Annotated in this window: 26 protein-coding genes and 1 riboswitch; of the genes, 17 read left to right on the plus strand and 9 right to left on the minus strand. The window is 47.7% G+C overall.

The features are described 5' to 3' along the window. The first annotated feature begins 8 nt into the window (after nucleotides 1-8). Nucleotides 9-1,205, plus strand: coding sequence for a putative lipid II flippase FtsW (gene ftsW / locus VF685_RS05710; RefSeq protein WP_440203586.1), 1,197 nt, complete (start codon nucleotides 9-11; stop codon nucleotides 1,203-1,205). On the opposite strand, the gene VF685_RS05715 is transcribed toward ftsW, so the two are convergent. The 7 genes from VF685_RS05715 to VF685_RS05745 all read right to left on the minus strand — a co-directional run bounded on the left by VF685_RS05715 (nucleotide 1,194) and on the right by VF685_RS05745 (nucleotide 7,875). Continuing rightward, complete coding sequence (locus VF685_RS05715; RefSeq protein ID WP_005181597.1) at nucleotides 1,194-1,454, minus strand: zinc-ribbon domain-containing protein; 261 nt, start codon at nucleotides 1,452-1,454, stop codon at nucleotides 1,194-1,196. The two genes, ftsW and VF685_RS05715, sit on opposite strands and share 12 nt — an antisense overlap. Before the next feature lie 51 nt (nucleotides 1,455-1,505). Next, nucleotides 1,506-2,426: a tRNA glutamyl-Q(34) synthetase GluQRS gene (gene gluQRS, locus VF685_RS05720; protein WP_075167818.1), complete on the minus strand. Its 921-nt coding sequence runs from the start codon at nucleotides 2,424-2,426 to the stop codon at nucleotides 1,506-1,508. A gap of 2 nt (nucleotides 2,427-2,428) precedes the next feature. Further along, the gene (dksA, locus tag VF685_RS05725; RefSeq protein ID WP_016659695.1) at nucleotides 2,429-2,956 is read right to left on the minus strand and encodes an RNA polymerase-binding protein DksA; all 528 of its coding nucleotides are present in this window, start codon (nucleotides 2,954-2,956) and stop codon (nucleotides 2,429-2,431) included. A gap of 214 nt (nucleotides 2,957-3,170) precedes the next feature. Beyond that, on the minus strand, nucleotides 3,171-3,974 hold the full coding sequence (locus VF685_RS05730) for a metallophosphoesterase (RefSeq protein WP_168384668.1): 804 nt from the start codon (nucleotides 3,972-3,974) through the stop codon (nucleotides 3,171-3,173). A gap of 21 nt (nucleotides 3,975-3,995) precedes the next feature. Continuing rightward, nucleotides 3,996-4,604: an NUDIX domain-containing protein gene (locus tag VF685_RS05735; protein WP_005181612.1), complete on the minus strand. Its 609-nt coding sequence runs from the start codon at nucleotides 4,602-4,604 to the stop codon at nucleotides 3,996-3,998. A gap of 77 nt (nucleotides 4,605-4,681) precedes the next feature. Further along, nucleotides 4,682-6,577 (minus strand): phosphomethylpyrimidine synthase ThiC, encoded by a 1,896-nt coding sequence (gene thiC, locus VF685_RS05740; RefSeq protein WP_005181616.1) that lies wholly within the window; start codon nucleotides 6,575-6,577, stop codon nucleotides 4,682-4,684. Nucleotides 6,578-6,661: 84 nt separating this feature from the next. Then, nucleotides 6,662-6,792: riboswitch (TPP riboswitch) on the minus strand. Nucleotides 6,793-6,852: 60 nt separating this feature from the next. After that, a complete protein-coding gene (locus VF685_RS05745; protein ID WP_440203587.1) occupies nucleotides 6,853-7,875 on the minus strand; it encodes a hypothetical protein in 1,023 nt (340 codons plus the stop codon). A 348-nt stretch (nucleotides 7,876-8,223) separates the two neighbouring features. Between VF685_RS05745 and VF685_RS05750 the strand changes: the two genes are divergently transcribed. Further along, the gene (locus VF685_RS05750; RefSeq protein ID WP_168383639.1) at nucleotides 8,224-9,564 is read left to right on the plus strand and encodes a TolC family outer membrane protein; all 1,341 of its coding nucleotides are present in this window, start codon (nucleotides 8,224-8,226) and stop codon (nucleotides 9,562-9,564) included. Between the two features lie 124 nt (nucleotides 9,565-9,688). Beyond that, on the plus strand, nucleotides 9,689-10,411 hold the full coding sequence (gene phoU / locus VF685_RS05755; protein ID WP_005181619.1) for a phosphate signaling complex protein PhoU: 723 nt from the start codon (nucleotides 9,689-9,691) through the stop codon (nucleotides 10,409-10,411). Between the two features lie 961 nt (nucleotides 10,412-11,372). On the opposite strand, the gene VF685_RS05760 is transcribed toward phoU, so the two are convergent. Together VF685_RS05760 and argH are read right to left on the minus strand one after the other, a co-directional pair. After that, nucleotides 11,373-11,642: an oxidative damage protection protein gene (locus VF685_RS05760; protein ID WP_005181625.1), complete on the minus strand. Its 270-nt coding sequence runs from the start codon at nucleotides 11,640-11,642 to the stop codon at nucleotides 11,373-11,375. A gap of 21 nt (nucleotides 11,643-11,663) precedes the next feature. Then, entirely contained in the window at nucleotides 11,664-13,094 is a 1,431-nt protein-coding gene (gene argH / locus VF685_RS05765; protein WP_171065096.1) for an argininosuccinate lyase, read from the minus strand. On the opposite strand from argH, the gene VF685_RS05770 reads away from it, so the two are divergent. From VF685_RS05770 to trpE, 14 genes are all read left to right on the plus strand, one after another. Further along, nucleotides 13,085-14,239, plus strand: coding sequence for a sensor histidine kinase (locus VF685_RS05770; RefSeq protein WP_104989206.1), 1,155 nt, complete (start codon nucleotides 13,085-13,087; stop codon nucleotides 14,237-14,239). The two genes, argH and VF685_RS05770, sit on opposite strands and share 10 nt — an antisense overlap. Nucleotides 14,240-14,294: 55 nt before the next feature. Then, on the plus strand, nucleotides 14,295-15,035 hold the full coding sequence (locus tag VF685_RS05775) for a LytR/AlgR family response regulator transcription factor (protein ID WP_127799612.1): 741 nt from the start codon (nucleotides 14,295-14,297) through the stop codon (nucleotides 15,033-15,035). Between the two features lie 108 nt (nucleotides 15,036-15,143). Then, nucleotides 15,144-16,061, plus strand: coding sequence for a hydroxymethylbilane synthase (gene hemC / locus VF685_RS05780; RefSeq protein ID WP_034598116.1), 918 nt, complete (start codon nucleotides 15,144-15,146; stop codon nucleotides 16,059-16,061). 1 nt (nucleotide 16,062) lies between these two features. After that, complete coding sequence (locus VF685_RS05785; protein ID WP_075167812.1) at nucleotides 16,063-16,842, plus strand: uroporphyrinogen-III synthase; 780 nt, start codon at nucleotides 16,063-16,065, stop codon at nucleotides 16,840-16,842. Beyond that, nucleotides 16,839-17,684, plus strand: coding sequence for a hypothetical protein (locus VF685_RS05790; protein ID WP_005181639.1), 846 nt, complete (start codon nucleotides 16,839-16,841; stop codon nucleotides 17,682-17,684). The genes VF685_RS05785 and VF685_RS05790 overlap by 4 nt, the downstream gene beginning before the upstream one ends. Before the next feature lie 2 nt (nucleotides 17,685-17,686). Next, nucleotides 17,687-18,880 carry a heme biosynthesis protein HemY gene (locus VF685_RS05795; protein WP_127799618.1) on the plus strand — a complete coding sequence of 398 codons (1,194 nt, stop codon included), beginning with the start codon at nucleotides 17,687-17,689 and terminating at the stop codon, nucleotides 18,878-18,880. A 10-nt stretch (nucleotides 18,881-18,890) separates the two neighbouring features. Beyond that, a complete protein-coding gene (locus tag VF685_RS05800; protein WP_016659684.1) occupies nucleotides 18,891-19,319 on the plus strand; it encodes an acyl-CoA thioesterase in 429 nt (142 codons plus the stop codon). A 145-nt stretch (nucleotides 19,320-19,464) separates the two neighbouring features. Then, a complete protein-coding gene (locus VF685_RS05805) occupies nucleotides 19,465-19,791 on the plus strand; it encodes an H-NS histone family protein (protein ID WP_005181647.1) in 327 nt (108 codons plus the stop codon). A gap of 163 nt (nucleotides 19,792-19,954) precedes the next feature. Continuing rightward, nucleotides 19,955-20,695 (plus strand): type II secretion system protein N, encoded by a 741-nt coding sequence (gene gspN / locus VF685_RS05810; protein WP_104473370.1) that lies wholly within the window; start codon nucleotides 19,955-19,957, stop codon nucleotides 20,693-20,695. Continuing rightward, complete coding sequence (locus VF685_RS05815) at nucleotides 20,695-21,531, plus strand: type II secretion system protein N (protein WP_160241692.1); 837 nt, start codon at nucleotides 20,695-20,697, stop codon at nucleotides 21,529-21,531. Before gspN ends, VF685_RS05815 begins: the two co-directional genes overlap by 1 nt. A gap of 40 nt (nucleotides 21,532-21,571) precedes the next feature. Continuing rightward, nucleotides 21,572-23,821: a type II secretion system secretin GspD gene (gene gspD, locus VF685_RS05820; RefSeq protein ID WP_168407435.1), complete on the plus strand. Its 2,250-nt coding sequence runs from the start codon at nucleotides 21,572-21,574 to the stop codon at nucleotides 23,819-23,821. A 66-nt stretch (nucleotides 23,822-23,887) separates the two neighbouring features. Then, entirely contained in the window at nucleotides 23,888-24,595 is a 708-nt protein-coding gene (locus VF685_RS05825; protein ID WP_005181667.1) for an FHA domain-containing protein, read from the plus strand. Nucleotides 24,596-24,658: 63 nt separating this feature from the next. Beyond that, a complete protein-coding gene (gene gph / locus VF685_RS05830; protein ID WP_005181670.1) occupies nucleotides 24,659-25,330 on the plus strand; it encodes a phosphoglycolate phosphatase in 672 nt (223 codons plus the stop codon). Nucleotides 25,331-25,450: 120 nt separating this feature from the next. Further along, nucleotides 25,451-26,944 (plus strand): anthranilate synthase component I, encoded by a 1,494-nt coding sequence (gene trpE, locus VF685_RS05835; protein WP_286385180.1) that lies wholly within the window; start codon nucleotides 25,451-25,453, stop codon nucleotides 26,942-26,944. Nucleotides 26,945-26,984 lie beyond the last annotated feature (40 nt).

Genomic DNA, 26,984 nt, shown 5'->3' on the forward strand with positions numbered 1-26,984 from the left:
TTTGGGATATGGCTGGCTTTGCTCAGACAACGATCAATAAAATCACTCAGGTCTATGAGCGCTGGTTACCGCGGTTACCGGCCGAAGTGAATGTACGCAATGTGCTCATTTTTAGCGTATTGGCCTTGCTCTGTATCGGCTCGATTATGGTGGCGTCTGCCTCAATGCCCTATGCCGAGCGTATGCATGAAAATGCCTTCCATTATGTACTGCGGCATGGTATTTCAATTGCGGTAGCGCTAATTGCCGCCTATACCGTGTATAAAGTTCCCTTAAACCTCTGGTTCAATAACACCTTCTTTTTATGGATTATTACCATTGCCTTGCTGATTGCGGTACTGGTGGTCGGTACCGAAGTCAATGGTTCCAAACGCTGGATTCGGGTGGCCGGGTTTACCTTGCAGGCTTCAGAAGTGGCCAAGGTGATGATGGCGATTTTTACCGCCGACTACGTGGTACGTCGTGCCGAAGAAGTGCGTAATAATATTAAAGGTCTGGTACGGCTGGCAGTGATTATGGCGGCGACTGTGGGCCTGATTATGGCAGAACCGGATTTGGGTGCGACTGTGGTGATTGCGTTGACCATGCTCGGGGTGTTCTTCCTGGCCGGTGCACCACTGATTCAGTTCGGGATTGCCTTGGGTGCGATGCTGGGTGCGTTTACCTTCCTGGTGGTGTTTGAGCCCTACCGTTTTGAACGTTTAATGTCTTTCTCTAACCCGTGGAATGATCCGCTCGGGGCCGGTTATCAGCTGTCAAATGCCTTAATGGCTTTTGGCCGGGGTGAATGGGTCGGGGTGGGGTTGGGGCATAGTATCCAGAAAATGTCCTATCTGCCGGAAGCGCATACCGACTTTATGCTGGCCGTTTTAGGCGAAGAATTTGGCTTTTTTGGTATCCTGGTGGTGCTGAGCCTGTCTTTCACCATGCTGGTCTGCTGTATTCGCATTGGTCATCGTGCCTTGCGACATCAGTATTTACGTGCTGGTTATCTGGCCTATGGCATCAGCATCATCTTCCTGTTACAGATTCTGGTGAATGCCGGCATGAATATGGGCATGTTGCCGACTAAAGGGCTGACCCTGCCATTTATCAGTTATGGTGGTTCATCGCTAATTATGTGTGCGGTGATGGTCAGTCTGATTCTGAAAATTGAAAGTACTACCCAGCAGACCAATCCAAGCCGTGAGGAATCAAGCTTCTAGATTGCTCTGCTGAAATGGATCTGGCTGAGCATGGTGCAACACTGTGCTTGGCATTTCCGTTTTACAGTTCAGACATTTGACAAAGCTGCCTTTGGCTTTGGATAGCGGAATTAAAGGAATAAAAAATAAGGAAAAATAATTGCGCTGCTGCTTCAGTTCATAGCTGGTGCGGGTGCGACAGACCGGACAGACAAACTGGTTTTTCTCCAGCACTTTGGTTTTTGGACCAATCCCGAAAATAAAAAACATAGTAATCCCATCTTGCAGTTATTTTTTTCTAGATTAGCGCAAATTGTGTAGTTATGCGTAGCTGCCCTGTAGCTGAGTTGTATGTGGAATGGCCTCAATTGACCACTGGGCAATGGCTTGCTGCAGCATACGTGCCGGGGTGTCTAAAACTACCGGGGGTTGGTGCAAAGCCGTGAGCGCCTGTTGTAATAGCAGAGGAGCCTGATTTAAATCCAGCGGCTGGGCCAGGTTCTGCTTGGAGAGTTTTTGCCCCTGATCATTCATGGCCAGCGGCAAATGCAGATAGCGCAGTTCCGGATAGCCCAGCACCCGCCCAAGCCAGATCTGTCGTTCGGTATTGTCCAAAAGGTCGGCGCCGCGGACGACATCGGTAATGCCTTGCAGATAGTCATCGACCACCACGGCCAGCTGATAGTTAATAATCCCGTCACGGCGTTTTAAGACAAAATCCCCCAGATCTTGTTGCAGGTTGGAGCAATGCCGGCCCTGCAAGCGGTCTTCAAAGCAGATGTCTGTATCGGTCACTTTCAGGCGGATGGCCTGCTGTGCAAAGGGGAGTTGCAGATTGCGACAGGTGCCAGCATAAATATGATTGGAACCGAGCATTTTACGCGTGCACTGACAGGCATAGACCCAGCCTTGCTCGGCGAGTTGCTCAAGAACGTCTTCGTAAATGGCCAAACGGTCTTTTTGAAACAGAATCTCGCCATCCGGCTCGAACTGAAAGGCATCTAAAGAACGCAGGATATGCGCTTCACTGCCGGGATAAATACGGGGAATGTCAGTGTCTTCAATACGGACCAGCCAGCGCCCATGCTGGGCCTTGGCATCGCAATAACTGGCCACCGCGGTAATGAGGGAACCAAAATGCAAAGGGCCGGTTGGCGATGGCGCAAACCGGCCCACGTAATTCTCTTCAGCTTTCCCTCCCTTTATCAAAGGGAGGGGCAGGGAGGGATTACGAATAGACATGCTTAACCGTTATTTTGCTTCTCTTTGATTTCTGCCAAAGTTTTGCAGTCAATACACAAAGTCGCAGTTGGACGCGCTTCTAAACGGCGTAAACCAATTTCGATTCCGCAGGTTTCACAGAAACCGTAGTCATCGTTTTTAATGGCTTCAATGGATTGTTCAATTTTACGGATCAGTTTGCGTTCACGGTCACGGGTACGTAACTCGATGGCAAACTCTTCTTCCTGAGTGGCGCGGTCGTTTACGTCAGGCAATGCAGTATTTTCATCTTGCATTGTGTTTAGCGTACGATCAACTTCAGACATCAGCTCGGCTTTCCAGGCCAAGAGAATCTGACGGAAGTGCTCAAGCTGGCCCTCAGACATATATTCTTCATTTTTTTTCGGCTGATAAGGCTCAATACCAAATAAGCTAGCAGTAGAACCACCTTCTGACGCCTTTGGCTTTGTCTTACGCACGCGCTTTGTAGATTTTTCCTCTACAACATCTGTTTGTTCGTCCAAGACTTGATTTTGGTTGTCATTCGCCATGTAGGGCATTCCTCATCATATACGTATTATCTATACGCAAAAAATATGGTGATATGCAAGTGTTTTTATCCACTCCCAAGGAGAAGATTATCCCTTCGGGGGTCGTCATCATATAGACTTTTTATGTATATTGATAGTCTTTGATGTTTGGATTTCGTCGTATCACGTTTTCCTTCGCAGCCATAACTTAAAGCAAAAAGAATAAAATGAAAAGTTAATAACCTGAAATTTCATTATTTATTTGACCGACCAAATTTTCAACACGATGCACCTGTGTGTCGAACTCGCCATTGTCCTTTAAATGCAAGACCCGATAGCCCGGTGCTTCCTGTCCCAGGGCAAAATCATCACTGTGCGGTTTAAACTGCACTGAGGTTGAAGGTGTTGAATAAAAAGGAATATTGTTCCAGATATTCAGTGAATCCTGATGCACGTGGCCAAATAAAACCGCTTTAATATTCTGATGCTTGGCCATCACTTCAGTCAGATCTGCGGTATTTTTCAGTTTGTGCTGATCGACCCAATGCGACTGCATGGCAAAAGGATGGTGATGACAGGCCAGAATCACATGCTGGCCGGCATGTTCGGTTAACAGCTGGTCCAGTTGCGCGAGCTGGGATGGTTCAATCCGGCCATCAATCTGGTTCTTGACCGCACTGTTCAGCAGCATGATGGTCCAGCGTCCCAAATGAATGGCATGTACCCGGTTTTGCTGCTGGTGAAACGGAAAATACTCCACTTCATCATGATTGCCCGGAATCTGATAAAACGGAATATTTAGGCGGTGCATAAATGCCAGATAGCGCGCATAGGTCGCCGGCACCGGCACCTGTGCCAGATCCCCGGTATGAACAATGGCATCCAGCTCAGGATAGCGTTGCTGAATATCGCGCATGATGCCATGAAAGCTGTGTTCCGGATTCATCTGCACAAATTTAAGGTCTTCCTGATCCATTAAATGTGTGTCTGAAATCTGGACGATGGTCCAGCTTTGTGTATTTTTGCTTATAAAAGTCATGCCTGGCCCCTTAGACATTCCTTATGGTTTAATTTGTTGTTGTAACCATTGCAGGGCGATGATCAGCGGCGCATTCCTGAGCCGACCATTGGCCAATAAGATGGGTAAGTGCTCATATTCAAAAATATGCAATTGAATATTTTCGCCTTCCTCACTGAGACCAAACACACCGCCTTGTTCCGGCAAATTTACTTTCGCACTATATAAATGAAAGATTTCCGCACAAGCCCCTGCAGAAGGATAGAAGGTAAACAGATGCTGCAGTTCTTCAACTTCGCAGCCTGATTCTTCTAGGGTTTCACGGCGAATGCAGCTTTCCGGTGATTCATCACCATCGAGTACGCCCGCAATGACTTCAAGTTGCCAGGGAGAATCCTGATCATCCATTGCCCCAATACGAAATTGTTCTATTAATGCAAATTTATGTTTTTTTTCATCATATAACAATACACCGGCTGCCTCCGGGCGTTGAATCAACTCCCGATGAATGACCGGTGTATAGTGGTTTTGATTAAACAGGCGATGGCTCAGACTGACTTTTTCAACCTGAATAAAGCCACGAAACAAGAATTCACGCTGTTGAATGCGCAGTTCATTTCGACCATAGGTCGCCTGTTTAAGTATTTCCATAAAACATCATACGGATGAAGAACATCAGTTTTCATCCTAACTGAGATTAAATGGAACACAAACTCTTTTTCGATAGTTTAGACGTCGTGGTACAATTTTTGACCAGTCTGCTGATAGGTCTCCTTCATGGCTTTGAGACCTTCCGCAACCTCTGTGTCGCTTTGCATGGCTTCTTTAGCAAGATTCTGATTTTGCGCATAATCTCTCACATTTTGGGTGATTTTCATGGAGCAGAATTTCGGTCCACACATCGAACAGAAGTGCGCCGATTTGTGTGCTTCTTTCGGCAAGGTTTCATCATGCATACTGCGCGCCGTATCCGGGTCCAGACTCAGGTTAAACTGATCTTCCCAGCGGAATTCAAAGCGGGCTTTGGACAGGGCATTGTCACGCGCCTGCGCACCCGGATGGCCTTTGGCCAGATCGGCGGCATGTGCAGCAATCTTGTAGGTGATAATACCGTCTTTAACATCTTTCTTGTTCGGCAGACCTAAATGCTCTTTTGGCGTCACATAGCACAGCATGGCCGTGCCATACCAGCCAATCATGGCGGCCCCAATGGCCGAGGTAATATGGTCATAGCCCGGTGCAATATCGGTGGTTAGCGGACCAAGGGTATAGAACGGCGCCTCTTTGCAGACTTCCAGTTGCAGATCCATATTTTCCTTGATCATATGCATTGGCACATGGCCCGGGCCTTCAATCATCACCTGCACATCATGTTCCCAGGCGCGATGCGTTAACTCGCCCAAGGTGCGAAGTTCGCTGAATTGTGCTTCATCATTGGCATCCTGGATACAGCCCGGACGCAGACCATCGCCCAGACTGAACGACACGTCATAGGCTTTCATGATTTCGCAGATTTCATCGAAGTGGGTATACAGGAAGTTTTCTTCATGATGCGCCAGACACCACTGTGCCATGATTGAACCACCACGTGACACAATACCGGTGAGGCGGTTGGCGGTCAGCGGTACATAACGCAGCAGTACCCCAGCATGAATGGTGAAGTAGTCCACACCTTGTTCGGCCTGTTCAATCAGGGTGTCTTTAAAGATTTCCCAGGTCAGGTCTTCTGCTACGCCGTTAACTTTTTCCAGCGCCTGATAAATTGGCACGGTACCAATTGGCACCGGCGAGTTGCGGATAATCCATTCGCGGGTTTCATGAATATTTTTCCCGGTCGATAGGTCCATGATGGTATCGGCGCCCCAGCGGGTGGCCCAGGTCATTTTCGCCACTTCTTCGGCAATGTCGGAACCCAGTGCCGAGTTACCAATATTGGCATTAATTTTCACCAGGAAATTACGGCCAATAATCATCGGCTCAATTTCAGGGTGGTTAATGTTGGCGGGAATAATGGCGCGGCCGGCAGCGACTTCCTGACGTACAAATTCCGGGGTAATTTCACGCAGATTTTGTGCGCCAAAGTTTTGTCCCGGATGCTGGCGCATATCGACGCCTTGCTGCTGGCGCAGGTTTTCACGGATGGCGATGTATTCCATTTCCGGAGTAATAATGCCCTGTTTGGCATAGTGCATTTGGGTCACGTTATGCCCGCGTTTGGCCCGGCGCGGTTTCTGGATATGGGCAAAACGGATGTCGGCAGTGCGGATGTCACGCAGGCGTTCCTGACCGAATTTAGAACTGAGCTGATCCAGAATTTCTGTATCGTTACGCTCTTCAATCCAGCGTTCACGCACATTCGGTAAACCCTGGTTCAGATCAATATTGACTTCCGGGTCGGTGTAAACGCCAGAGGTGTCATAGACCATTACCGGCGGATTGTGTTCACCGCCTAAACTGGTTGGGGTTTCAGTCAGTTCAATCTGGCGCATCGGGACACGGATATCCTCACGTGAGCCCTGAATATAGACTTTGCTCGAAGCGGGTAAAATACGGGTGAGGTCTTTGGCATCTTGCTCGTGTTGAGCAGAAATGGCCTCAGAAGAAAGATTCGTTAATTGGTTCATACCATGATCCTTATGAAGAGCATCAACGAATCAAGCACGACCAAAACGAAACGGATTTATCCTGAATAATAAATCGAAACTTAAGGTTTAGTTGCGCTTGATTCCTACGCAGGTGTTAACCTGATCAGGTTCAACGGTACTTGTGCTTAATCATCTATACGGTTAGACAATTACACAATCTCAGCGAGGATTTACTCGCGCTCCGTCAAGCTGCTTAAATCTTAACAGGTTGGCTTAAAAAGGCCAGTGATAAAACTGCCAAATTGGTGGGTGGCTTAGTTATTCTGATAAGGCATACAGACCGCATCGCTAAAACAGTCACGGGTCGGACTTAAGCCGTTTAGCGGTAAATCCAGATAATGGGACAGCTGCTTTAGCGCCAGGGTGTTGGCACGTTCATTGTTTTGTTCCTGTGCGGTCAGGCTGACTGGAATACGGTTACGCCGTTCCTGTGGCGACATCTGTACAAAGCTGCGGAATTTACGCGCCTGATCTGCCAGTCGTGACTGCTCCAGCTTGGCCAGCTTTTCAATTTCATACCAGACACTGGGCTGAATCGCATATTCTGCTTCATAGCTGTCTGAAACCGGGGTATTTAAGGTGCCTTTAAACAGGAACATACGATAGACCTGATCCAGATAACGCGCATCGCGGATATAACTGCTGTCAGGATAGTTTTTGACATAATCTTCCCAGAACAGGGCGCGACGCACCACTTCCTGGGCATCAATGGTCAGGCCGCCATCACGAATCGGACGCTGCATATTCTGTTCGGCCAGATTTTCAATAAAAATCCGTTCGGCATCGGGCAGATAAGGCGCAAAAATACGAGCCAGGTACTGCGGATTACGCCGATAGACCAGTTGCCCTTCACCGGCATCATACAGGTCGACATAGGCCTGACCTTTGTGTTTCAGCAGATACTGGTCGCGTAAGGCAAACTGTTCGAAATGGCTTTGCTGAATGGTGGGATGCTGGGCCAGATCAAAGGCATACTGATCAAAAGCGGTCTGCTGCTGGGCGGTACGTTCGACTTTCAGAAAATTCTGGTACATCTGGGCAGACAGTTCCAGCAGATGCTGCTGGTCGGGGAAATCCATTAGTGGCAAACAGACTTTTAAATCCTGGTTAATCTGTTCCAGGGCAAAGGTGGTGCGCTGCTGGTTAATCTCGCGCATTTCCTGTTCAATGCCGCGGCAGATCGACTTTAAATCGACCGCCTGTTCAGCCACAGCCTGCTTCGGCTTCTGTTCAATGACCACAGGAGGTTCTGACCTTTGACACGCGGTCAAAACCATTGCAGAACATAAACTGAGCAGTAAAGTACGCCAGCGGGGAGAAATAAGCTTCACGATAACCCAATTAAAAAAAGCAGCAAAAAACAACAAGTGCGGAATGTATGGCGCTATTGTAACCAGCTTCGGGCCGGCGAATTGTAGCGTTGTGCTGAAGTTTGGTTACATGGCTGTGAGTGCGCTCCTGGCTCAACTCAACTGGACAGCTTGCTGCTCGGGTTAAAGCGGTAAAATATAAAAAAATAATCAAAAACATACGAAAAAAATGCGATAAATCGCTACTATGGAGCAAATTGAGTCAATGCTTGACTGAGACATGGCCATTTTGGCGAGATGAGTTAAACGAATAAAATGAAGAAAAAAATATGTATATTGGGCCTGCTGTTGTTTAGCCCTTGGACGCAAGCCTTGGATCTGGTCGAGGCCTATGAGCGTGCCAAAGCCACCGATCCGAACTGGCAGGCCAATCTGCTGCAATATGAAGCCGATCAACTGAATTTAGGCATTGCCAAAGGCAATTTGCTGCCGACCGTGACTGTGTCTGGCAATATCACCCGGCGCAGTCAGGACGCCAATGCTGCGACAATTCCAGGTTTTCCAGTCAGCTCTGAAAGCCTGTCACCTTCAGCAACCACCACCCGTCAGGTGAGTGTCACTGCACGCCAGCCTTTATTCCGCTGGGATGCCTGGGAAGGCCTAAAACAGGTCAAAACCTCACTCAGTCTCAGTGAAGTCACCTTAAGACTGCAAAAGCAGGAGCATATTTTAAATGTGGCCGAAGCCTATTTTAATGTGCTGCGCCAGCAGTCTTTAACGACGGCCTATTTGCAGGAAGAGCAGGCACTGCTGGAACAGCTGAACATGATGAATGCCAAGCTGCGCGAGGGACTGGTCGCGCGCAGTGATGTCAGCGAAGCCGAGGCGCAATATCAAAATGCCAAGGCCAACCGGATTGCTACCCATGTGCAGCTGGTGCTGGCACAGGAACAACTGGCGCAGCTGATCGGGCCATATCGTGAAAATCTGGCGGTACTGCGAGATGACTTTCAGTTCCAAAAGCCTTATCCGGCCAGTTTAGAGGCATGGACCGAGCTGGCACAAAGTCAGAACCTGTCCATTTTACAGGCCCGCTTGCAGCAGCGTTATGCCGAAGACCAGAAACGGGTCGAGCAGGCCGCGCGTTATCCGCAAATTGAAGCGGTCGGCACTTATGGCTATAACAAGCAGACGCCACAAAGCCTGATTTCTCAGGATGGCCAGTTTGATCAGGTCGGTATTGAAATGAACTGGAATGTGTTTACCGGCGGCCGTACCCAGCGCAATATCCAGAAAGCAGCGGTGAATGTCGATAAAGCCGAAGCCGAGCTGGATGCGGCCATCCGTAAAGCCAATACCGATGTAAAAAGTGCCTATTTGCAGGTGGAAACCGATCAGTCCAAGTTACAGGCACGACAGGCGGCCATGCAATCGGCAGAACTGGTATCGCGCGCATCGCGTGCCCAATATCATGAAGGCCTAAAAACCATGGTCGATGTCCTGCTGGCCCAGCGTAATGCTTTTTCGGCCAAGCAGGACTATTTGAATGCCAAATATGATTATCTGATTAATGTGCTGCGCCTCAGGGCGTCGGTGGGGCAACTCAGTGAAAAAGATCTGGCCGAGATGAACTTGTGGTTAATAGAAAAACCTTAAATTTCAATAAAATAAAATGATGAAATCGGGCACTTGTTTAAATTGTCATAAAAGCTTAATGTTTAATGTGATTTAATAATCAATGATCAAATAAGTCCGTTATTATTGCATTGGAGTACATCTCTTGAGTCCAAATAATCCTGTGTTAAATCACCATATTTCTTCTCAATTTAATGAAGATCTACAGGATGTCAATACAAAATTCATGACCATGGGTGGCTTGGTAGAACAGCAGGTGGCCAATGCGATTCATGCATTGCTGGACACAGATGCCGCGATGGCAATAGAGGTGCAATTTCAGGACAATGCGGTGAACCGTCTGGAAACTGAAATTGATGAAGCATTAACCCTGATTTTGGCGCGCCGTCATCCTGCAGCAATTGACCTGCGCATGGTGATTGCCATGAGCAAGGCCAATACCGACCTGGAACGTATTGGCGATGAAGCGGCCAAAATTGCCCGGATTGCACAAAGCCTATGTGAAGAAGGGGGCTCGCCGCGCGGTTATATGGAGACCCGTCATATTGGTAACCAGGTGCGAGTCATGATTCATGATGCGCTGGATGCTTTTGCCCGTTTGGATGTCGATCAGGCTTTACGTGTACTGCTGGCCGATGCCGATATCGACCGTGAATACCAGTCGGCCACCCGGACCTTAATGACCTATATGATTGAAGATCCGCGTCATATTTCCCGTGTCATCAATGTAATGTGGGTACTGCGTTCCCTAGAGCGGATTGGTGACCATGCGCGTAATATTTCCGAGCAAGTGATTTATATGGTCAAAGGTCTGGATGTGCGTCATACCAGCATGGAAGAAATTGAACAGAAAGTTCAAGAACGCTAAGTTTGAATACCAGAAACAGCCTGAAATAATTTCAGGCTTTTTTTATGGATTACGCAAAAAATGGATAAAAAAAATCCCAGATTTTGGGGGAAATCTGAGATCGAAATCGGGGATATTTATATCTATTATAAGAGATGCTTCCATCTCCTTGATTGTTATTATAGGAAGATGATGCGCGGAAATCTTTAAGCTTATTGTAGTCTAATGTTGAGTTTTATGAACAAATGTATCGGCCAGTTACAATACTAATCGGTTAAATAGGTTAATTTTAATCTAAATTATAAACCCCTGATTTTGGTGAAGTAAAACTTTATAGTTGTCCAGATATACCTGTCAATTCAATAAAAACCAATCACCTTAAGCTCACTATAAACAGGGAGCTTGCGGCTGGAAAACAACAGAGTTCATCTACTTTTTCTGTGCCAAGCCTGAAATGGGTGAATGAAGAGGAATTCATTTTTTATCGATGAAATTTTTTTGGATTAAAGGCTAAAAGCATCTTCCGAGATAAAACCCTATGTGCAGTGGTTGATCTTGGGTTTGGATAGAGTAAAAGAAAAGCTCCATTTCTGGAGCCTTTCAAATTTAAGCCTACGCGCTTCGCTTGTCTTACGTAATTTTTACAACCGTGCATAAAAAAATCCCCAAAAAATGGAGATTCTTTTTGCATGAAAGTCTACGCGGACTTCGCCCTTGTCTTGCGTAAAACTTAAAGCAGCGCTTTCTTTTTTACTCGAAGCACAGCTTCTCGTCTTGCGGCGTGGCGGAGCAGTATCGAGTATAAAAAAGGAGCCTCTTCAGACTCCTTTGAGACATTTGAAACTACGCGCTTCGCTTGTCTTACGTAATTTTTACAACCGTGCATAAAAAAGAATCCCCAAAAATGGAGATTCTTTTTGCATGAAAGCCTACGCGGACTTCGTCCTTGTCTTGCGTAAAACTTAAAGCAGCGCTTTAAGTTTTACTCAGGCTTTAGCCCTTCGGCTTTTTCTAAGGTTTCGTCATTATTGAAGAATTTTTCGCGTTGTTCTTCCAGAAACTTTTTCGCATCTGCTTCAAACACATTTAAACGCTTTTCATTGATCAGCGTGGTCTGATGTTTCAGCCATTCGTTCCAGGCCTGTTTAGACACGGTATCAAATAATTCCTGACCTTTGGCACCCGGGAACGGGGCAAAGTCCAAGCCTTCCATTTCTTGTTGATACTTACGGCAAAATACTTGTCGAGACATATCCATACTCCGAATTTAAGATTAAGCGTAAAGTTGCTCTAAACGGGCGTGGGCGCGTTCAATCGCAGCAGCGACTTGTGCTGGAGCAGTCCCCCCAATATGGTTACGTGCATTCACTGAAGCTTCCAGAGTCAAGGCTTTTTCAAATACATCGGCCTGAATCAGGTCAGAGAACTGTTGCAGCTGTTCCAGGGTCAGTTCAGACAGGTCTTTGCCTTCCTGTACGCCCAGTGCGACCGCTTTACCAACAATTTCATGGGCATCACGGAAAGCAACGCCATTTTTCACCAGGTAATCCGCAAGGTCGGTTGCAGTAGAGAAACCACGCAGCGCCGCTTCACGCATTTCTGCAATGTTAGGCACCAATGCCGGAATCATGTCAGCAAACGCCATCAGTGAACCACGTACAGTATCAATTGCATCAAACAGAGGCTCTTTGTCTTCCTGGTTGTCTTTGTTATAGGCCAGTGGTTGACCTTTCATCAGGGTCAACAGGCTCATTAAGTCGCCATAGACACGGCCGGTTTTACCGCGAACCAGTTCAGGGACATCCGGGTTTTTCTTTTGCGGCATGATTGATGAGCCGGTACAGAAACGGTCAGGAATATTCACAAATTTAAACTGGGCTGAGGTCCACAGAATCAGTTCTTCCGACATACGCGACAGGTGCATCATAATCAGCGATGCAGCGGCGTTAAATTCAATCCCGAAATCACGGTCAGATACTGCATCCAGCGAGTTTTCAGCAACGGCATCAAAGCCCAGTAATTCTGCGGTATAGGCACGGTCGATTGGGTAGGTGGTGCCTGCCAGAGCAGCAGAACCGAGTGGCATACGGTTCACACGTTTACGGCAGTCAATTAAGCGCTCAGAGTCACGCACCAGCATTTCAAACCAGGCCATAAGGTGGTGACCAAAAGTCACAGGCTGAGCAGTTTGTAAATGGGTGAAGCCCGGCATAATCGTGTCAGTGTTCTTTGCCGCCAGGCTTAGAATACCGGTTTGTAGTTTTTTCAATAATTCTAAAATGGCATCAATTTCATCACGCACATACAGACGGATATCGGTCGCCACCTGGTCGTTACGGCTACGGCCGGTGTGCAGTTTTTTACCGGTAATGCCAATACGCTGGGTCAGGCGTGATTCGATGTTCATGTGCACATCTTCAAGGTCAATACGCCATTCAAACTGACCCGCTTCAATTTCGGCTTTAATGGTGTTTAAGCCGTTGATGATGTCGTCACGTTCCTGTGCAGTCAGCACGCCAACTTTGGCCAACATGGTTGCATGGGCGATTGAACCGGCAATATCTTGTTTATAAAAGCGTTGGTCAAATTGGACAGATGCTGTAAATTCAGCAACAAATGCGTCAGTAGCTTCAGAGAAACGACCGCCCCACATACCCGAAGTCTGGGTTTGTGACGGATTTGAGGAATTAGAAGATGTGGTCATGTCGGCTCAATAGAATAAAAAGCAGTAATTTGAAAACGAGTATAACAAATTCGGAATCACTTGCCGAAGGGCAGGTGAGATCATCTTTTGCAGATACGGCTGATGAAAAAAATTACAGTTATTTTTTTACGAAAATAGGGCGTTGGCAACATCTAATTGAATTATTTATTGCCAGCAATGTATTGGCCATGGTGCTGGCACTGGCTGAAGCGCAGGGCTGGCAGGCATTAACCGGCTCAAGGCTGCTGCAATATGTGCTGTATATTAACTGGGTGCTGCTGGCCTTTACTGCCTTTATTGAATATTTTCAAAGACGTTTGGGCCGGATGAGTCTGGGCTTTTCGCTCGGTTTTGGTTTTTTATTGCTACAGCTAATTGTACTGGTGACCACTTTAAGCCTGAATCTGCTGACGCATTTTGGCCAGAATTTTCATCTGCGTGACTTGACTGCAGCCGAGCTGGGGGGCGGGCTGGATTTGCATTTAAGTTATGGCATCTTGCTGGGAGCATTCTGTTTTCGCTATTTATATTTGCGCGAACAGAATTATCTGCGCGAGCAAAGTGCTCTAAAGGCCAAGGTGCATGCCTTGCAAGCGCGTATCCATCCGCATTTTTTATTCAACAGTTTAAATAATGTCATTAGCCTGATTGCGATTGATCCTGAAAAAGCCGAGCAGATGCTGCTCAATCTGTCACGTCTGTTTCGTGCCAGTTTACAGGAAGTCAAGCTGGTCAAGCTGCAGGAAGAAGTTGAATTATGCCAGCGTTATCTGGAGATTGAGCAGATTCGTCTGGGTGAACGCTTGCAGGTGGAATGGAAAATTGAACAGCCGCAACTGCTCAGTCAGGTACAAATTCCCTTATTAACTTTACAACCTTTACTGGAAAATAGTATTTTTCATGGTGTTGAAAAAATATCCAGACCGAGTACCATTAGCGTATTGGTAGAAATTTTGGAAAATCAAGTCAATATCGTCATTACAAACCCTTACGTAAACGCTAAAATGAATTTACGACAAGGACATGGTATTGCAATTCAAAATGTGCAACAGCGTCTACGCGCCTTTTATGGAAGAAAGGTGGTCTTTCAAACGTATGCAGGGGAGGGCATGTATACCACCGTGGTACAGTATCCATATAAATAAAAAAAAATTCACGTTAAGCTATAAAAATAAATGATTTAACGTAAAGGAGGGATAAATGGATGTTCTGATCTGTGATGATGAACCTCTTGCAACTGAGCGTTTGGCCCGCTTGGTGACTCAACTTGGACATCAGGTGGTGGCAACCGCCAGTCATGGTGAGCAGGCCATTGAGCTAGCAGATGAACATCAGCCAGATGTCGTGTTATTAGATATTCAGATGCCAGAAATGGATGGACTAAGCTGCGCCCAGCATTTGCGCGAGCTTGACTCCATGCCGGCAATTGTCTTTTGTACCGCCTATGATGAGCATGCACTTGATGCATTTAAATCGCAGGCAGAAGGGTATTTGTTAAAACCGGTCATGCAACAGGAATTGCAGCAGGTTTTAGATCACTTAACCAAACTCACGCAAGCCCAGCTGAGTCACATAAAACAAAAAGAAAATATGGAAGAATTGAATATAAAACGCCACCAGATCACGGCGAAAACTTATCGTGGTGTTGAACTGGTGCCTGTAGAAAATATTTATTATTTTTTAGCAGATCAAAAATATGTCACCGTGCGCCATAAAAATGGCAGCGTGCTGATTGACGAAACCTTAAAAGACCTGGAGCATGAATTTGCCGATCAGTTTATTCGGATTCATCGCAATGCACTGGTCTCGATTCATTATCTTGAAGGACTGGAAGTGATTAATACCGGTCAATATCAGGTGCGTTGTCGTGAACTGGAAGAACGTCTGGCAGTAAGCCGTCGTCATTTACCGACCTTAAGAGAACGTATTCAGAAACTGTAAGCACCGGCTGAAATGGCTTTTTCGCCATCTCAGGGTGCAAATTGACTTGCATTTTCAAGCGATCAGGTTAAGTTTAAGGGAATCCTTTTATTTGCTTTCACTGACATGATGAACACCCTGAAAATTGCAACTCGACAAAGCCCGCTGGCATTATGGCAGGCGGAACACATTCGTGCGCGTTTAGAAGCCTTACATGCCGGTCTAAACGTGGAGTTGGTCACCTTTGTGACCCAGGGTGATAAAATTCTCGATACCCCCTTAGCCAAAATTGGGGGCAAGGGACTGTTTGTCAAAGAATTAGAAGCAGCTTTGCTAGATGGTCGTGCTGACCTTGCTGTGCATTCCATGAAAGATGTGCCAATGGCGCTACCAGAAGGCTTAAGCCTGGCGGTGATTTGCGAGCGTGAAGATCCGCTGGATGCCTTTGTGTCCAATACTTATGCCAGCTTTCAGGACTTGCCGCAGGGTGCCAAAGTCGGAACGTCCAGTTTGCGCCGTAAATGCCAGATTTTAAAAGCACGCCCTGACCTGGAGATTATTGATTTGCGCGGTAACGTTGGTACCCGTCTGTCCAAGCTGGATGCAGGTCAATATGATGCGATTATTCTGGCCAGTGCCGGCCTGAAGCGTTTGGGCCTTAGTGAGCGGATTCGTCATACGCTCGCGCCTGAAGTGAGTTTGCCGGCCGTGGGTCAGGGCGCTTTGGGGCTGGAATGCCGGACTAATGATCAGGCCGTACTCGAGCTGATTTTGCCGTTGATGGATGATGAAACCAATGTCTGTGTACGCGCAGAACGTGCGTTTAATGCTTATCTGGAAGGTGGCTGTCAGGTGCCGATTGCCGGTTATGCCACTTTAAAAGATGGCCAGCTGTCGATGGAAGGCCGGGTGGGCAGTGTCGATGGCCAGACCTTGTTAAGCGCACAGCTCAGTGCCGCACCCGAGCAGGCCGAACAGCTGGGTGAACAACTGGCACAGAACCTGTTGGCACAAGGGGCAGGTGAGCTGCTAAAAGCCTTATATTAAGATGCTGTTTATTAATACCCGCCCGGCCGATCGTGCCTGTACCTTGTCACAGGCTTTAAGGCAACAGGCCTGGTCGGTGATTGAGCTGCCTCTGCTGGAATTACAGGCCTGTCCCTGGTCCGATGCATTGGCACAGCTGTACCAGCAATTACTGCAGGCGCAGCGGATTGTGGTGGTCAGCCCGACCGCGGTACACATCGGGATGGAGTATCTGGCGCAAAGCGGTATTCATCTCGATCAATTACAACATTTACAGTGGATTGCGGTTGGTGAAAAAACGGCGCAGGTACTGGCAGAATACGGAATTTCGAGCGCCGTGCCGGAGGTTGAAACCTCGGAAGGGATGCTGGAACTGCCTTTATTAAAATCCCTGGCGGCCGGTTCATGTATTGCCTTCTGGCGCGGTGAAGGCGGTCGTCAGTTTATGATGGACAGCCTGCAACAGGCCGGAATGCAGATTCTGAATTTTATTTTATATCAGCGTCAGTGTCCGGCCGCGTCCATTCAGCAGATGCCCGCGCTATTGCCACAACTGCAGCAGCACCGGGACTATTGGATGCTGATTAGCAGTGAGGCCAGCTGGTTAAACTGGTTGCGGCTGAGTCAAGCGCAAAAAGAATTATTGAACCGGGGACGTTATCTGGTGCTGGGTGACCGCCTGGAAGCGCTGTTGATGGATTATCAACAACAGCATCACACCCGTTTTCAACTGATCAAGTTGACGAATTTAAAAACAGAAACAATACTGCAGCAGATTGAGCTTAAATCAGGACACGCATGAAGAAGCTACTTATTTTATTATTGATCATCGGCTTGGCCTGGATGTTAAAGCTGAGCTATGACGTATTTAAAATAACGGCGCAGCAGTCCGAATTGTCTCAGAGTATGCATCAGGCGGAAAAAAGCCGCGCCAATCTCAATGACCAGCTAGTGGCTTTGCAGCGCCAGAGTAGCAATCCTTCACCGTCAGCATCTTCAAGTGCGCCTGCAACTAATACTACAGTGCAGATCAGCCAGACCACGATCACGCCGCAGCAGATGCTTCAACAGCAGCTGGAACTGATCGAATTTGCCTTAAAGCAGGCGCAATATCCGTATGCACTGGAAAAGTTGGCAGTATTGGATGTTCAGCTGAATCAGTGGGCTTTGTCACCGGCCTTGGCCGAAAGCCTGCATCAAACCCTGAGCAAAGACCGGCAGCTGATCCAGCAATTTGCGGCACAGCGCAGTGCCCAGCAGCAGCAGGTCACTCAGGCTCTACAGCAGCTGGATCAGCTGTTGCGTCAGGAAATCCAGCAGCCACAACTGCAGCCGGCGCAAGAGGCCAATCCGGCCTTCTGGCATAAGTGGTTGAAACTGGAAGCCGCCGAGCAGCCAGCGACTGTACTTAGTCAGCGTCAATTGCTGTTAAAAGAAGCGCAGTTGCGTTTATTACTGGCACGTCAGTTATTAGGACAAGGCCAATATCTGAATTATCAGCAGGAGCTGACTGAAATTTTTCATCTGTTACAGCTGCTGCCGGATCGGGGGGCGCAGCAGTTAAGCGCTGAATTGGCGGAAATTCAGAGCCTGACCGTGATTCCTGTGCCGGTGCTGACCAGCCGCACCTTATTGGATGAATGATCATGAAGCAGATTGTTCTGGCCTATGTTTTGGTCACGTTAGTGCTGGTGGCCTTGCTCAGTGTATTCAGTTATGGCTATGGCGCGGGCTATGTTTACCTGTATTGGCGTGACTGGCAGCTACAGACCAATATCTGGGTGCTTTTAATTTTATTGATGCTGATCAGTCTGGTGGTGCAGCTGATCTGGGCGATGCTAAAGCGTTATTTAAGCCGTGAACAGCGTAAGCAGGCAGCGGTGTTTGATTTCCAGCATTTACATCCTTATGAGCAAATGGCAGTAATCTGGCTGCTGGATGCCGCGCGTGAGCAGGACGCCTTTATCCGTCAGGTATTTAACCAGTCTGGTTTATTAAAAGCCGTGATTCATTCACGCCTATCGCTGATGCAGCAGGATTATCCGGTGGCTTTGCAGATGTTAAACCAGAGCAAGGCCATGGCCTTTGAGCTGGCCGAGTTGCAGCGTATTGAAATTTATCTGGCGCAGCAGCAACCGGAAAAAGCCCTGACCCATCTGGAATTTTTAAATGGCCATCAACTGTCGCCGTGGCTCAAAGATGTTAAACAAGCCTATGAACAGCGCTTAACCGCACTGTGGGGAGAGTTTGCGCTGCAGTATCCATGGTTATATTTGCGTGCGACCCAATATGGGCATTTAGGGCTGGACAGCAAGCAGTTATGGCTTGAGCAAATCTTGCAGCATTTTGAGCAGGCCACACCGGAAGCATTGCAGGATTTAAAACAGCGTTATTGCAATCTGTCAGGGCAGATATTTACCCAGCCGTATGCGATTAAAGTGCTGTGGTTAAAAGTGCTGGTACGCTTAAGCGATATGGGAGAGCAGCAGGAGCATCTGGCGGTGCATTTACTGTCTGAACAGTTTCATCAGGATGTGTTCTATTTATGGTTCCAGCAGCAGCTGTTAAAACCGGTACCGGATTATCTCAAGATTGAAGATTATCTGAATCAGTGGGAACAGCAATATCCTGCTTTACCGGTATTGAGTTTTGCCAAATGGCATATATTGGAAGCTACCGGTCGTCATGACGATGCAGCACAGCTTCTGGATTTATATCCGGAACATATTTTAATGAACTATTTAAGAATTAAATCGGCATTAAAAGATCAACCACATTTACAGCAGCAGTTAAATCTGGTGTTTGAAAATAATAGTCATTTCATGAAAATTAAAATCTAGGTAAAGTCGCATGCAATTAACCGATTATCCAGTAATTCATCAACAAGTGGTGGCATGGGGCGATATGGATGCGCTTGGTCATGTCAATAATGTGATGTATTACCGCTATATTGAAAGTGCCCGCATTCATTATATGGATCAGATCAGAATGATGCAGCAATCCTTTTCGACGGTAGTGGCATCAAATCAGTGCAAATATATGCGTCCGGTATTTTATCCGGATACCTTAAAAATAGGTGTGCGGGTTGAGGAAATCCGAAATAGTGCTTTTCGCATGCATTATCTATTATGGAGCGAGCAGCAGCAGGCTGTAGTCGCGAGTGCAGAAGCCATCATGGTTTGTGTGAATTCTGAAAGTATGCAGAAAATGCCATTACCCGAGTCGATTCGGCAGCGTATTTTGGCTTTGGAAAATAGTGTGGGGCATTATCTGGATTAATTCTAATCCCGAATAAATAGATTATTTATCTCTGTTAATAATTGTTTTTCATTTCAAATAATGATTGAAACTTAATTCATATAAAAATATGATGTATTAATGCAATTGAAGTAAATTAATATAAAAGCATACTTGTGGAGTAAATATGATGCCCGATATTAGTAATTTGTCTGTAGAACAATTAAAGCGCTTGCAGGAAGAAGCGGAAGCATTAATTGCATCGAAAAAGGACCAGGCAGTTGAAGATGCATATAATCAGATTTTGGCAATTGCTGAAAATGCGGGTTTAAGCATTGAACAGATTCTTGAGTTTGGTGCGTCTAAACGTAAAAAGAATGTACGTAAATCGGTAGAGCCGCGTTATCGTAATAAAGCCAATGCCAATGAAACCTGGACAGGTCGTGGTAAGCAACCGCGCTGGTTAGTGGCAGAACTGGAAAAAGGTGCCAAGCTTGAAGACTTCTTGATCTAAACTTCATCAGATTGTCATCTAAGCGCACTAGAGTGTCGAAACCAAGCAGAACTGCTTGGTTTTTTTATGTGTATCCGTTGGTGTTGTAAAAAAAGTGTGCATAATGTGTGCATGAAAATAACAATTTGTTCATGAATGCATTAGATAGGTTGGTCGTGGTGGAATGATAAAGAAACCGAGATACATCACGTGGTGGATTTTCGCCATCATTGCTTTTTTAATTTTTGTGTTATTACAGATTCCTGCAGCTTGGTTAATTTCAAAGTTTTATAAAAACAATCAGAGTTTACATAATGTCAGTGGCAACATCTGGCAGGGGCAGGCAGATTGGCACAAGGGACAGTTGCGTGGCAGCTTAAGCTGGAATACGCGTCCTTTAGACCTGTTATTGCTGAAAGTGGCAGCCGATGTTGAAATCCATAGTGGTCATACCGAATTAAAAGGCGTGATGGGTTACCGTTTTGGGACCTTCATGCTGAACGCTGTACATGGCCGTGTTGCGCCAGAAACTCTAAAAACCCTGGTCGACTGGCAATGGCCGACCAATCCGATTCAATTACAAAATATCGATCTGAACTATAGCAAGCAGCAAGGGTTTGCCCAGGCACAGGGCCAGCTCAACTGGGCCGGCGGGGAGCTGGTGTATCAGTTTGCCCAGCGTCAAGAGCGCATGACCGTGCCCACGCTGAAAGGCACACTGTCGGATGAAAGCGGAAAACTGAAAATTGATGTGCGTGATGCACGTGACCAGAAAATGATAAACCTGAGTCTGGATCAGGAGATGATGCTGGATGTGCAGCTGACCCAGCGTTTATTGATGCATGTTCCTTCTTATGAAGGCAAGGCTGGTGCTGATACCTATGTAATCAGTACCCGCCAGCCGCTATTCAAGGGAGGCTTCTGATGCAGAAAATCTGGGAACAGCTGCAGACTCTCCAGCTGAAACAGGCCGATCGTGTCGCACCGTTATTGCTGGCGCTGCTGATTCTGTATTTATGCTGGAAGCTGGCCAGTCTGTTCTGGCTATTACTGGCGCCGCCTCAAGCGATGCAACTGGATCGGGTCGAACTGGGTTCGCAGCAGCTGCGTGTACCGAATATCAGCAGTTTTGCCTTGTTTCATGAAGCGAGCCAGCGTACGCAGGCCGAAGACAATCTGAACCTTCAATTACAAGGCGTGATGGTCGGTTATCCCAACCAGTTTTCTTCTGCCGTGCTCAAAGTCAATGAGGTGGCAGAGCGCTATCGCGTCGGCGATGTGATTGAAGGCAGTGGTTATCAGTTGGCTGAAGTGTACTGGGATCGGGTGGTTTTGCGTCATAGCAGTGGCGCCACCCGTGAGATAGAGTTTAAAGGCATTGAAAACGGGCTGAATCAGCCGATTGTGCCGACACAAAGCCCAGCTGCACCCAACAGAAATCCGGCACCGGCAACAACTGCGCAAAATGCGATTGGTCAGGCAGTGCAAAAGATTCAGCAAGACCGGGAACGCTATTTACAGGATATGGGCGTGAATAGTGGCAATGGTCAGGGCTATGAAATTACCGCACGGACACCGGCGGCACTCAGAAGCAGATTGGGATTACAACCAGGCGACCGGATTTTATCCTTAAATGGTCAGACTGTCGGACAAGGGCAAAATGAAGCCCAATTGCTGGAACAGGCAAGACAGGAGGGTCAGGTCAGACTGGAAGTTCAGCGTGGTGACCAGGTCATCACGGTACAACAAGATTTTAAGTGACGGATTTGTCACCTTATAGGGTTAGGAAACACGGTAGATTATGGCTTTATTAAATCATGAGCGTCCGCTTTGGGCATTGGTGGTCGGCGCACCTCTGGTGGCTATGGTAAGTACGGCGAGCTATGCACAAACCTGGAAAATTAATTTACGTGATGCTGACCTGACTGCATTTATTAATGAAGTGGCCGATATTACCGGTAAGAACTTCGCGGTTGATCCGCGGGTGCGCGGCAATGTCACGGTCATTTCCAACAAGCCGTTGAACCGCAATGAAGTCTATGACCTGTTTCTGGGCGTGCTTAATGTTAATGGGGTAGTGGCTATTCCATCGGGCAATACCATCAAGCTGGTGCCAGATAACAATGTCAAAAGCTCCGGAATTCCGTTTGATGCGCGCCAGAATGCGCGTGGCGACCAGATTGTGACCCGGGTCATCTGGCTGGAAAATACCAATGCCAATGACATGATTCCGGCTTTACGGCCTTTAATGCCGCAATTTGCCCATCTGTCTGCGGTGGCCGGCACCAATGCCCTGATTGTTTCGGACCGGGCCAGCAATATCTATCAGCTGGAAAATATCATCCGTAATTTGGATGGCACCGGCCAAAATGATATTGAAGCCATCTCGCTACAGTCCAGTCAGGCCGAAGAAGTGATCGGGCTATTGGAGTCAATGAGCTCGACCGGCAATGCCAAAGATCTCAAAGGCTCGCGGGTGCGAATTGTGGCGGATAACCGGACCAATCGCATTATCATTAAAGGCGATACTGCCACCCGCAAGCGCATCCGTCAGATGATTGAAATGATGGATGTGCCGGCGGCCGACCGTCTTGGTGGCTTAAAAGTCTTCCGCTTAAAATATGCCAGTGCGCAAAGCCTGGCGGAAATTCTGCAAGGGCTGGTATCGGGGCAGGCGGTCAGCAGCTCATCTTCCAATACGAAAAACAGCAGTAACAATAGCGTTAGCAGTCTGGTCAATAACAGCAGTAACAGCACATCCAGCAATAGCACAGGCAGTACCTCGCCAAGTATTACCCTGAATAACGGTTTTGATCAGCAGAGCCAGATCACCAGCTTTAATGGTAATGGCGTCAGTATTATTGCCGATAGTAGCCAGAACGCCCTGGTGGTCAAAGCCGATCCACAGCTGATGCGTGAAATTGAATCTGCGATTCAGCAGCTGGATACACGCCGTCAGCAGGTACTGATTGAAGCCGCGATTATTGAAGTAGAAGGCACCGATGCCGATCAGCTTGGCGTGCAATGGGCCTTGGGTGATTTAAGCAGCGGCATTGGCCTGATCAATTTTGATAACTTGGGTTCCAGCCTGAAAAATATTGCCGCCGGTTATTTAACTGGAGGTGCAGCGGGTGCCGGTGGTGCGATTGGCGCGGGTACCTCACTGGTGCTGGGGGATTATCAGGAAGGTAGTGATGGTTCACGCCGTTTGTATGGCGCGCTGATTCAAGCTTTAAAAGAAACCACCAAATCCAATCTGTTGTCGACCCCATCTATTGTCACCATGGACAATGAAGAAGCCTATATCGTGGTTGGTGAGAACGTGCCGTTTGTCACTGGTTCGGTCAGTACCGGAAATGGTACCGTCAATCCCTATACCACCATTGAGCGTAAGGATGTCGGGGTCACCCTAAAAGTGGTGCCGCATATTGGCGAAAATGGCACAGTGCGTCTGGAAGTGGAACAGGAAGTTTCTGGGGTTAAATCCAGCAAAGGACAGGCGCAGGACTTGGTCACCAGCAAACGTGCAATTAAGACCTCGATTCTGGCCGAGCATGGTCAGACCATTGTCTTGGGTGGCCTCATTTCAGATAACACTGCCTATTCGCGTCAGGCTGTGCCGGGGTTAGGTGCCATTCCAGGACTGGGGCGTTTATTCCGTTCCGATGGCAAGTCTAATCAGAAGCGTAATCTGTTAATCTTTATTCACCCGACCATTGTTGGAGATCAGAATGATATCCGCCGGATTTCGCAGCAGCGTTATAGTCAGCTGTATAGCTTGCAACTGGCACTGGATCAGGATGGTAATTTTGCCAAACTGCCGGAGCGGGTGGAAGATATCTATCAGCAGCGGGTGCCAGTGTCTAAAACTCCACTAAATCAAACCCGTTATCAGCAGGTGCCATCCGCGACCCCTGCGGCACAGTCGGGGGCGGCTGTGGTGACCACACCCGTTGCGGTAGAACCGGCGCTGCAGCGTCAGACCTTAAGCCCGCAAGTCAGCAAAACCACCAATACCACCACCACGACCACCTTAAGACCGCGCTCTTAACAGAGCGGACATGGAATCTGGTTTTGAGCATGTTATGATGGGCAAAAATTTAAAGAGAAGTTCGCTATGACTTGGAAATTACAAGCAATTACGGGTGAATTTACCGGGCAGGAAATTAGTGTTGATCGTGACATGCTGGTGGGGCGTCATCAGGAAGCTGATGTGGTGCTGCAGTCGGCTGAAGTATCACGCAAACATGCTGCGTTGCTACTGAAAGCTGAAGACCTGTGGGTACAAGACTTAAATTCATCCAATGGCACCTTTGTGAATGACCTGCGGATTGAGCAGGAAACTCCGTTGCATGAGGGTGATATTGTCCAGTTTGCCAGCTTTAAATTTTCAGTCCTGGCACCAGCCAAACCGGAACTGTTGGCAGATGAGCCGCTTGCGCCTGCAGGCACCGAAGTAGAACAGATTCCTGAGCTGGATGTGGTGGAAACCGCTACTGCAGCCGAGCCGACAGAAACTGTAGCAGTGAAAACGCCGGCACAGCAGATGAATGATCAGGGTATGCCTGAGCTGAAAGAGCGTGATGCATCGGTACAATTGACACGTGATGGCATGCCAACCAATGTCGGTGTACCAAAACCGGCCCCAATTCCTGAAGGGACCGATTTAAGCGCGGCCACCCCAGAGCCACAACCGGTACCGGTTGAGCAGCCTGTATCACGCGTTGAGCAGGAAAAAGAGCAGCAGAAAAATGCCTCTGTCGGCCTGATGACCATTATTGTGCTGGTGATCCTGGCAATTATTGCCTGGCTGTTGTTTAAATAAACCGCGACACAGCATACAATCGAGGCATGCTTTGGCATGCCTTTATTTTTTGAGAGGACCAAAATGTCTGTGGCCAAACTTGACACCCGTGAGCTGATTTTATTTGACCTGGACGGTACGCTGGTCGATTCAGCCACCGATCTGTATCGTGCCATGAATATGAGCCTGAATGCCTTGCAGCTGCCCATGGTCACCGAAGCACAGGTACGCACCTGGATTGGCAAAGGCACCTCGGTATTTTGTCACAGCACCTTGCTGCATTTAACCGGAGAGGTGCATCCCGATCAGCATCAGCAGCTGCTGGAAACTTTCCTAGGAATTTACAATGCCGATCCTTGTCTGGATACCCAGCCTTTTGCCGGAATTCTGGAGTTTCTGGAATGGGGCAAACAGCAGCAGAAAAAAATGATCTGTGTCACCAACAAGCCCGAGCTGCCATCACGCGCCATTTTAGATGCACTGGACATGAGCCATTATTTTGTTGATGTGATTGGTGGTGATCGGTTTAGCGAACGTAAACCGCATCCACGCCAGTTATTGCACTGTGTTGAGACCTTTGGGGTAGAAAAATCCCAAGTGTTGATGATTGGCGACTCTTCCAATGATGTGGAAGCCGCACGTCGTGCCGGTATTGATTGTATTGTAGTCAGCTATGGCTATAATCATGGCGAGAGTATTTATGATTGTCAGCCGCAGCAAGTGGTGGATAATCTGACAGAATTATTAGCTTCCTAATGTAAGAATAGATGTAAAAGGACACCGCAATGAGTGATTGTGTAGTTTTTCGATGGCGTCACTAAGTCAGCACCTACCAGCAACCTTCCTATGACCCCGCGAAAATGAAAGAGATTCAACATGACCACTCAAGCCCAATATCAACAACTGCAAGCTGCCGGCTATAACCTGATTCCTGTCTACCGTCAGCGTCTGGCCGATACCGAAACCCCATTGTCTGTGTTTGCGCGTTTAAAAGAGCATGAACAGGCCTATCTGTTTGAATCTGTCGAAGGCGGTGAAAACTGGGCGCGCTATTCGATTATTGGCCTGGGCGAGTCAACCGTGTTTTCCTGCAATGAAGGGCAGTTGACTATTCAGCAGGCCAATGGCGAACTGCTACAGCAGCCGTGCAGTGATCCTTTCCAGTTTATCCGTGATTTCCAGGCCCAGTTTAAAGTGCCAACACAGGCCGATTTACCGGCGTTGCCAAGCTTTACTGGTGGACTGGTCGGTTACTTTGGCTATGACGCCGTGCGTTATATCGAACCGCGCCTGAACAATATTCCAGACGCCGATCCGGTGGGCCTGCCAGATATCTGGATGATGCTGTCTAAAACCGTGATCGTGTTTGACAACTTAAAAGATACCTTATTCCTGATTGTGCACGCTGATAGTAAGGATGCTGATGCCTATCAGAAAGCACAGGCGCAACTGGATGCGCTGGAGCAGTTGCTGGCGACACCGGTAAATCTGCAAGCACAGACCCATACGGCACCACATTTTGAATCTTTAACCGGTCGTGACAACTTTATTGCCTCGGTTGAGAAAGTCAAAGAATACATTCGTGCTGGTGATGTCATGCAAGTGGTGCCGGGGCATCGTATGGTGTCTGACTTTGATGGTGAGCCGTTACAGGTCTATCGCGCTTTGCGTCATCTCAATCCATCACCGTATCTGTTCCTGGTACAAGGGCGCACCTTGGACAATAACACCCCGTTCCATATTGTCGGTTCATCGCCGGAAATCCTGTCGCGTCTGGAAAATGGTATTGCCACCGTGCGTCCACTTGCCGGCACGCGTCCACGTGGTAAAACTAAGGAAGAAGATCTGGCCCTGGAAAAAGATTTGCTTTCTGATGAAAAAGAGATTGCCGAGCATTTAATGCTGATTGATCTGGGCCGTAATGATGTTGGTCGCGTTTCAAAAATTGGCAAAGTGCAGGTGACTGATCAAATGGTGATCGAACGTTATTCGCATGTCATGCATATTGTGTCCAATGTGCAGGGTGAAGTGCGTGATGATGTTGATGCCTTGGATGTTTTTAAGGCAACTTTCCCGGCAGGCACACTTTCTGGGGCACCAAAAATCCGTGCCATGGAAATTATTGACGAAGTTGAGCCAGTAAAACGTGGAATTTTTGGTGGTGCTGTTGGTTATTTAGGCTGGCATGGCGAAATGGACATGTCGATTGCGATTCGGACCTGTGTTATTCGTGAAAATAAGGTCTATGTGCAGGCTGGCGCAGGCCTTGTTGCCGACTCAAATCCTGAATCTGAGTGGAATGAAACCCAAATAAAAGCTCGCGCAGTGATCAAAGCGGTTGAATTATCGTCAAACGGATTGATTTTGTGAGTTTTTGACGGTTTTTTTAAAAAAAACACTTGCACTGATT

The organism is Acinetobacter sp. Brlt_5, from assembly GCF_051949055.1.
Lineage (GTDB): Bacteria > Pseudomonadota > Gammaproteobacteria > Pseudomonadales > Moraxellaceae > Acinetobacter > Acinetobacter indicus.

Coding starts and splice junctions, on each gene's coding strand:
- VF685_RS05770 (WP_104989206.1), top strand. CDS start 13,085: ATGTGGTCATGTCGGCTCAATAGAATAAAAAGCAGTAATTTGAAAACG.
- VF685_RS05735 (WP_005181612.1), bottom strand. CDS start 4,604: ATGGAAATACTTAAACAGGCGACCTATGGTCGAAATGAACTGCGCATT.
- VF685_RS05750 (WP_168383639.1), top strand. CDS start 8,224: ATGAAGAAAAAAATATGTATATTGGGCCTGCTGTTGTTTAGCCCTTGG.
- gph (WP_005181670.1), top strand. CDS start 24,659: ATGTCTGTGGCCAAACTTGACACCCGTGAGCTGATTTTATTTGACCTG.
- VF685_RS05775 (WP_127799612.1), top strand. CDS start 14,295: ATGGATGTTCTGATCTGTGATGATGAACCTCTTGCAACTGAGCGTTTG.
- trpE (WP_286385180.1), top strand. CDS start 25,451: ATGACCACTCAAGCCCAATATCAACAACTGCAAGCTGCCGGCTATAAC.
- gspN (WP_104473370.1), top strand. CDS start 19,955: ATGATAAAGAAACCGAGATACATCACGTGGTGGATTTTCGCCATCATT.
- VF685_RS05715 (WP_005181597.1), bottom strand. CDS start 1,454: ATGTTTTTTATTTTCGGGATTGGTCCAAAAACCAAAGTGCTGGAGAAA.
- thiC (WP_005181616.1), bottom strand. CDS start 6,577: ATGAACCAATTAACGAATCTTTCTTCTGAGGCCATTTCTGCTCAACAC.
- VF685_RS05815 (WP_160241692.1), top strand. CDS start 20,695: ATGCAGAAAATCTGGGAACAGCTGCAGACTCTCCAGCTGAAACAGGCC.
- VF685_RS05745 (WP_440203587.1), bottom strand. CDS start 7,875: ATGGTTTTGACCGCGTGTCAAAGGTCAGAACCTCCTGTGGTCATTGAA.
- hemC (WP_034598116.1), top strand. CDS start 15,144: ATGAACACCCTGAAAATTGCAACTCGACAAAGCCCGCTGGCATTATGG.
- dksA (WP_016659695.1), bottom strand. CDS start 2,956: ATGGCGAATGACAACCAAAATCAAGTCTTGGACGAACAAACAGATGTT.
- VF685_RS05760 (WP_005181625.1), bottom strand. CDS start 11,642: ATGTCTCGACAAGTATTTTGCCGTAAGTATCAACAAGAAATGGAAGGC.
- VF685_RS05805 (WP_005181647.1), top strand. CDS start 19,465: ATGATGCCCGATATTAGTAATTTGTCTGTAGAACAATTAAAGCGCTTG.
- VF685_RS05800 (WP_016659684.1), top strand. CDS start 18,891: ATGCAATTAACCGATTATCCAGTAATTCATCAACAAGTGGTGGCATGG.
- ftsW (WP_440203586.1), top strand. CDS start 9: ATGGCTGGCTTTGCTCAGACAACGATCAATAAAATCACTCAGGTCTAT.
- VF685_RS05730 (WP_168384668.1), bottom strand. CDS start 3,974: ATGACTTTTATAAGCAAAAATACACAAAGCTGGACCATCGTCCAGATT.
- VF685_RS05825 (WP_005181667.1), top strand. CDS start 23,888: ATGACTTGGAAATTACAAGCAATTACGGGTGAATTTACCGGGCAGGAA.
- VF685_RS05790 (WP_005181639.1), top strand. CDS start 16,839: ATGAAGAAGCTACTTATTTTATTATTGATCATCGGCTTGGCCTGGATG.
- VF685_RS05785 (WP_075167812.1), top strand. CDS start 16,063: ATGCTGTTTATTAATACCCGCCCGGCCGATCGTGCCTGTACCTTGTCA.
- VF685_RS05795 (WP_127799618.1), top strand. CDS start 17,687: ATGAAGCAGATTGTTCTGGCCTATGTTTTGGTCACGTTAGTGCTGGTG.
- gluQRS (WP_075167818.1), bottom strand. CDS start 2,426: ATGTCTATTCGTAATCCCTCCCTGCCCCTCCCTTTGATAAAGGGAGGG.
- argH (WP_171065096.1), bottom strand. CDS start 13,094: ATGACCACATCTTCTAATTCCTCAAATCCGTCACAAACCCAGACTTCG.
- gspD (WP_168407435.1), top strand. CDS start 21,572: ATGGCTTTATTAAATCATGAGCGTCCGCTTTGGGCATTGGTGGTCGGC.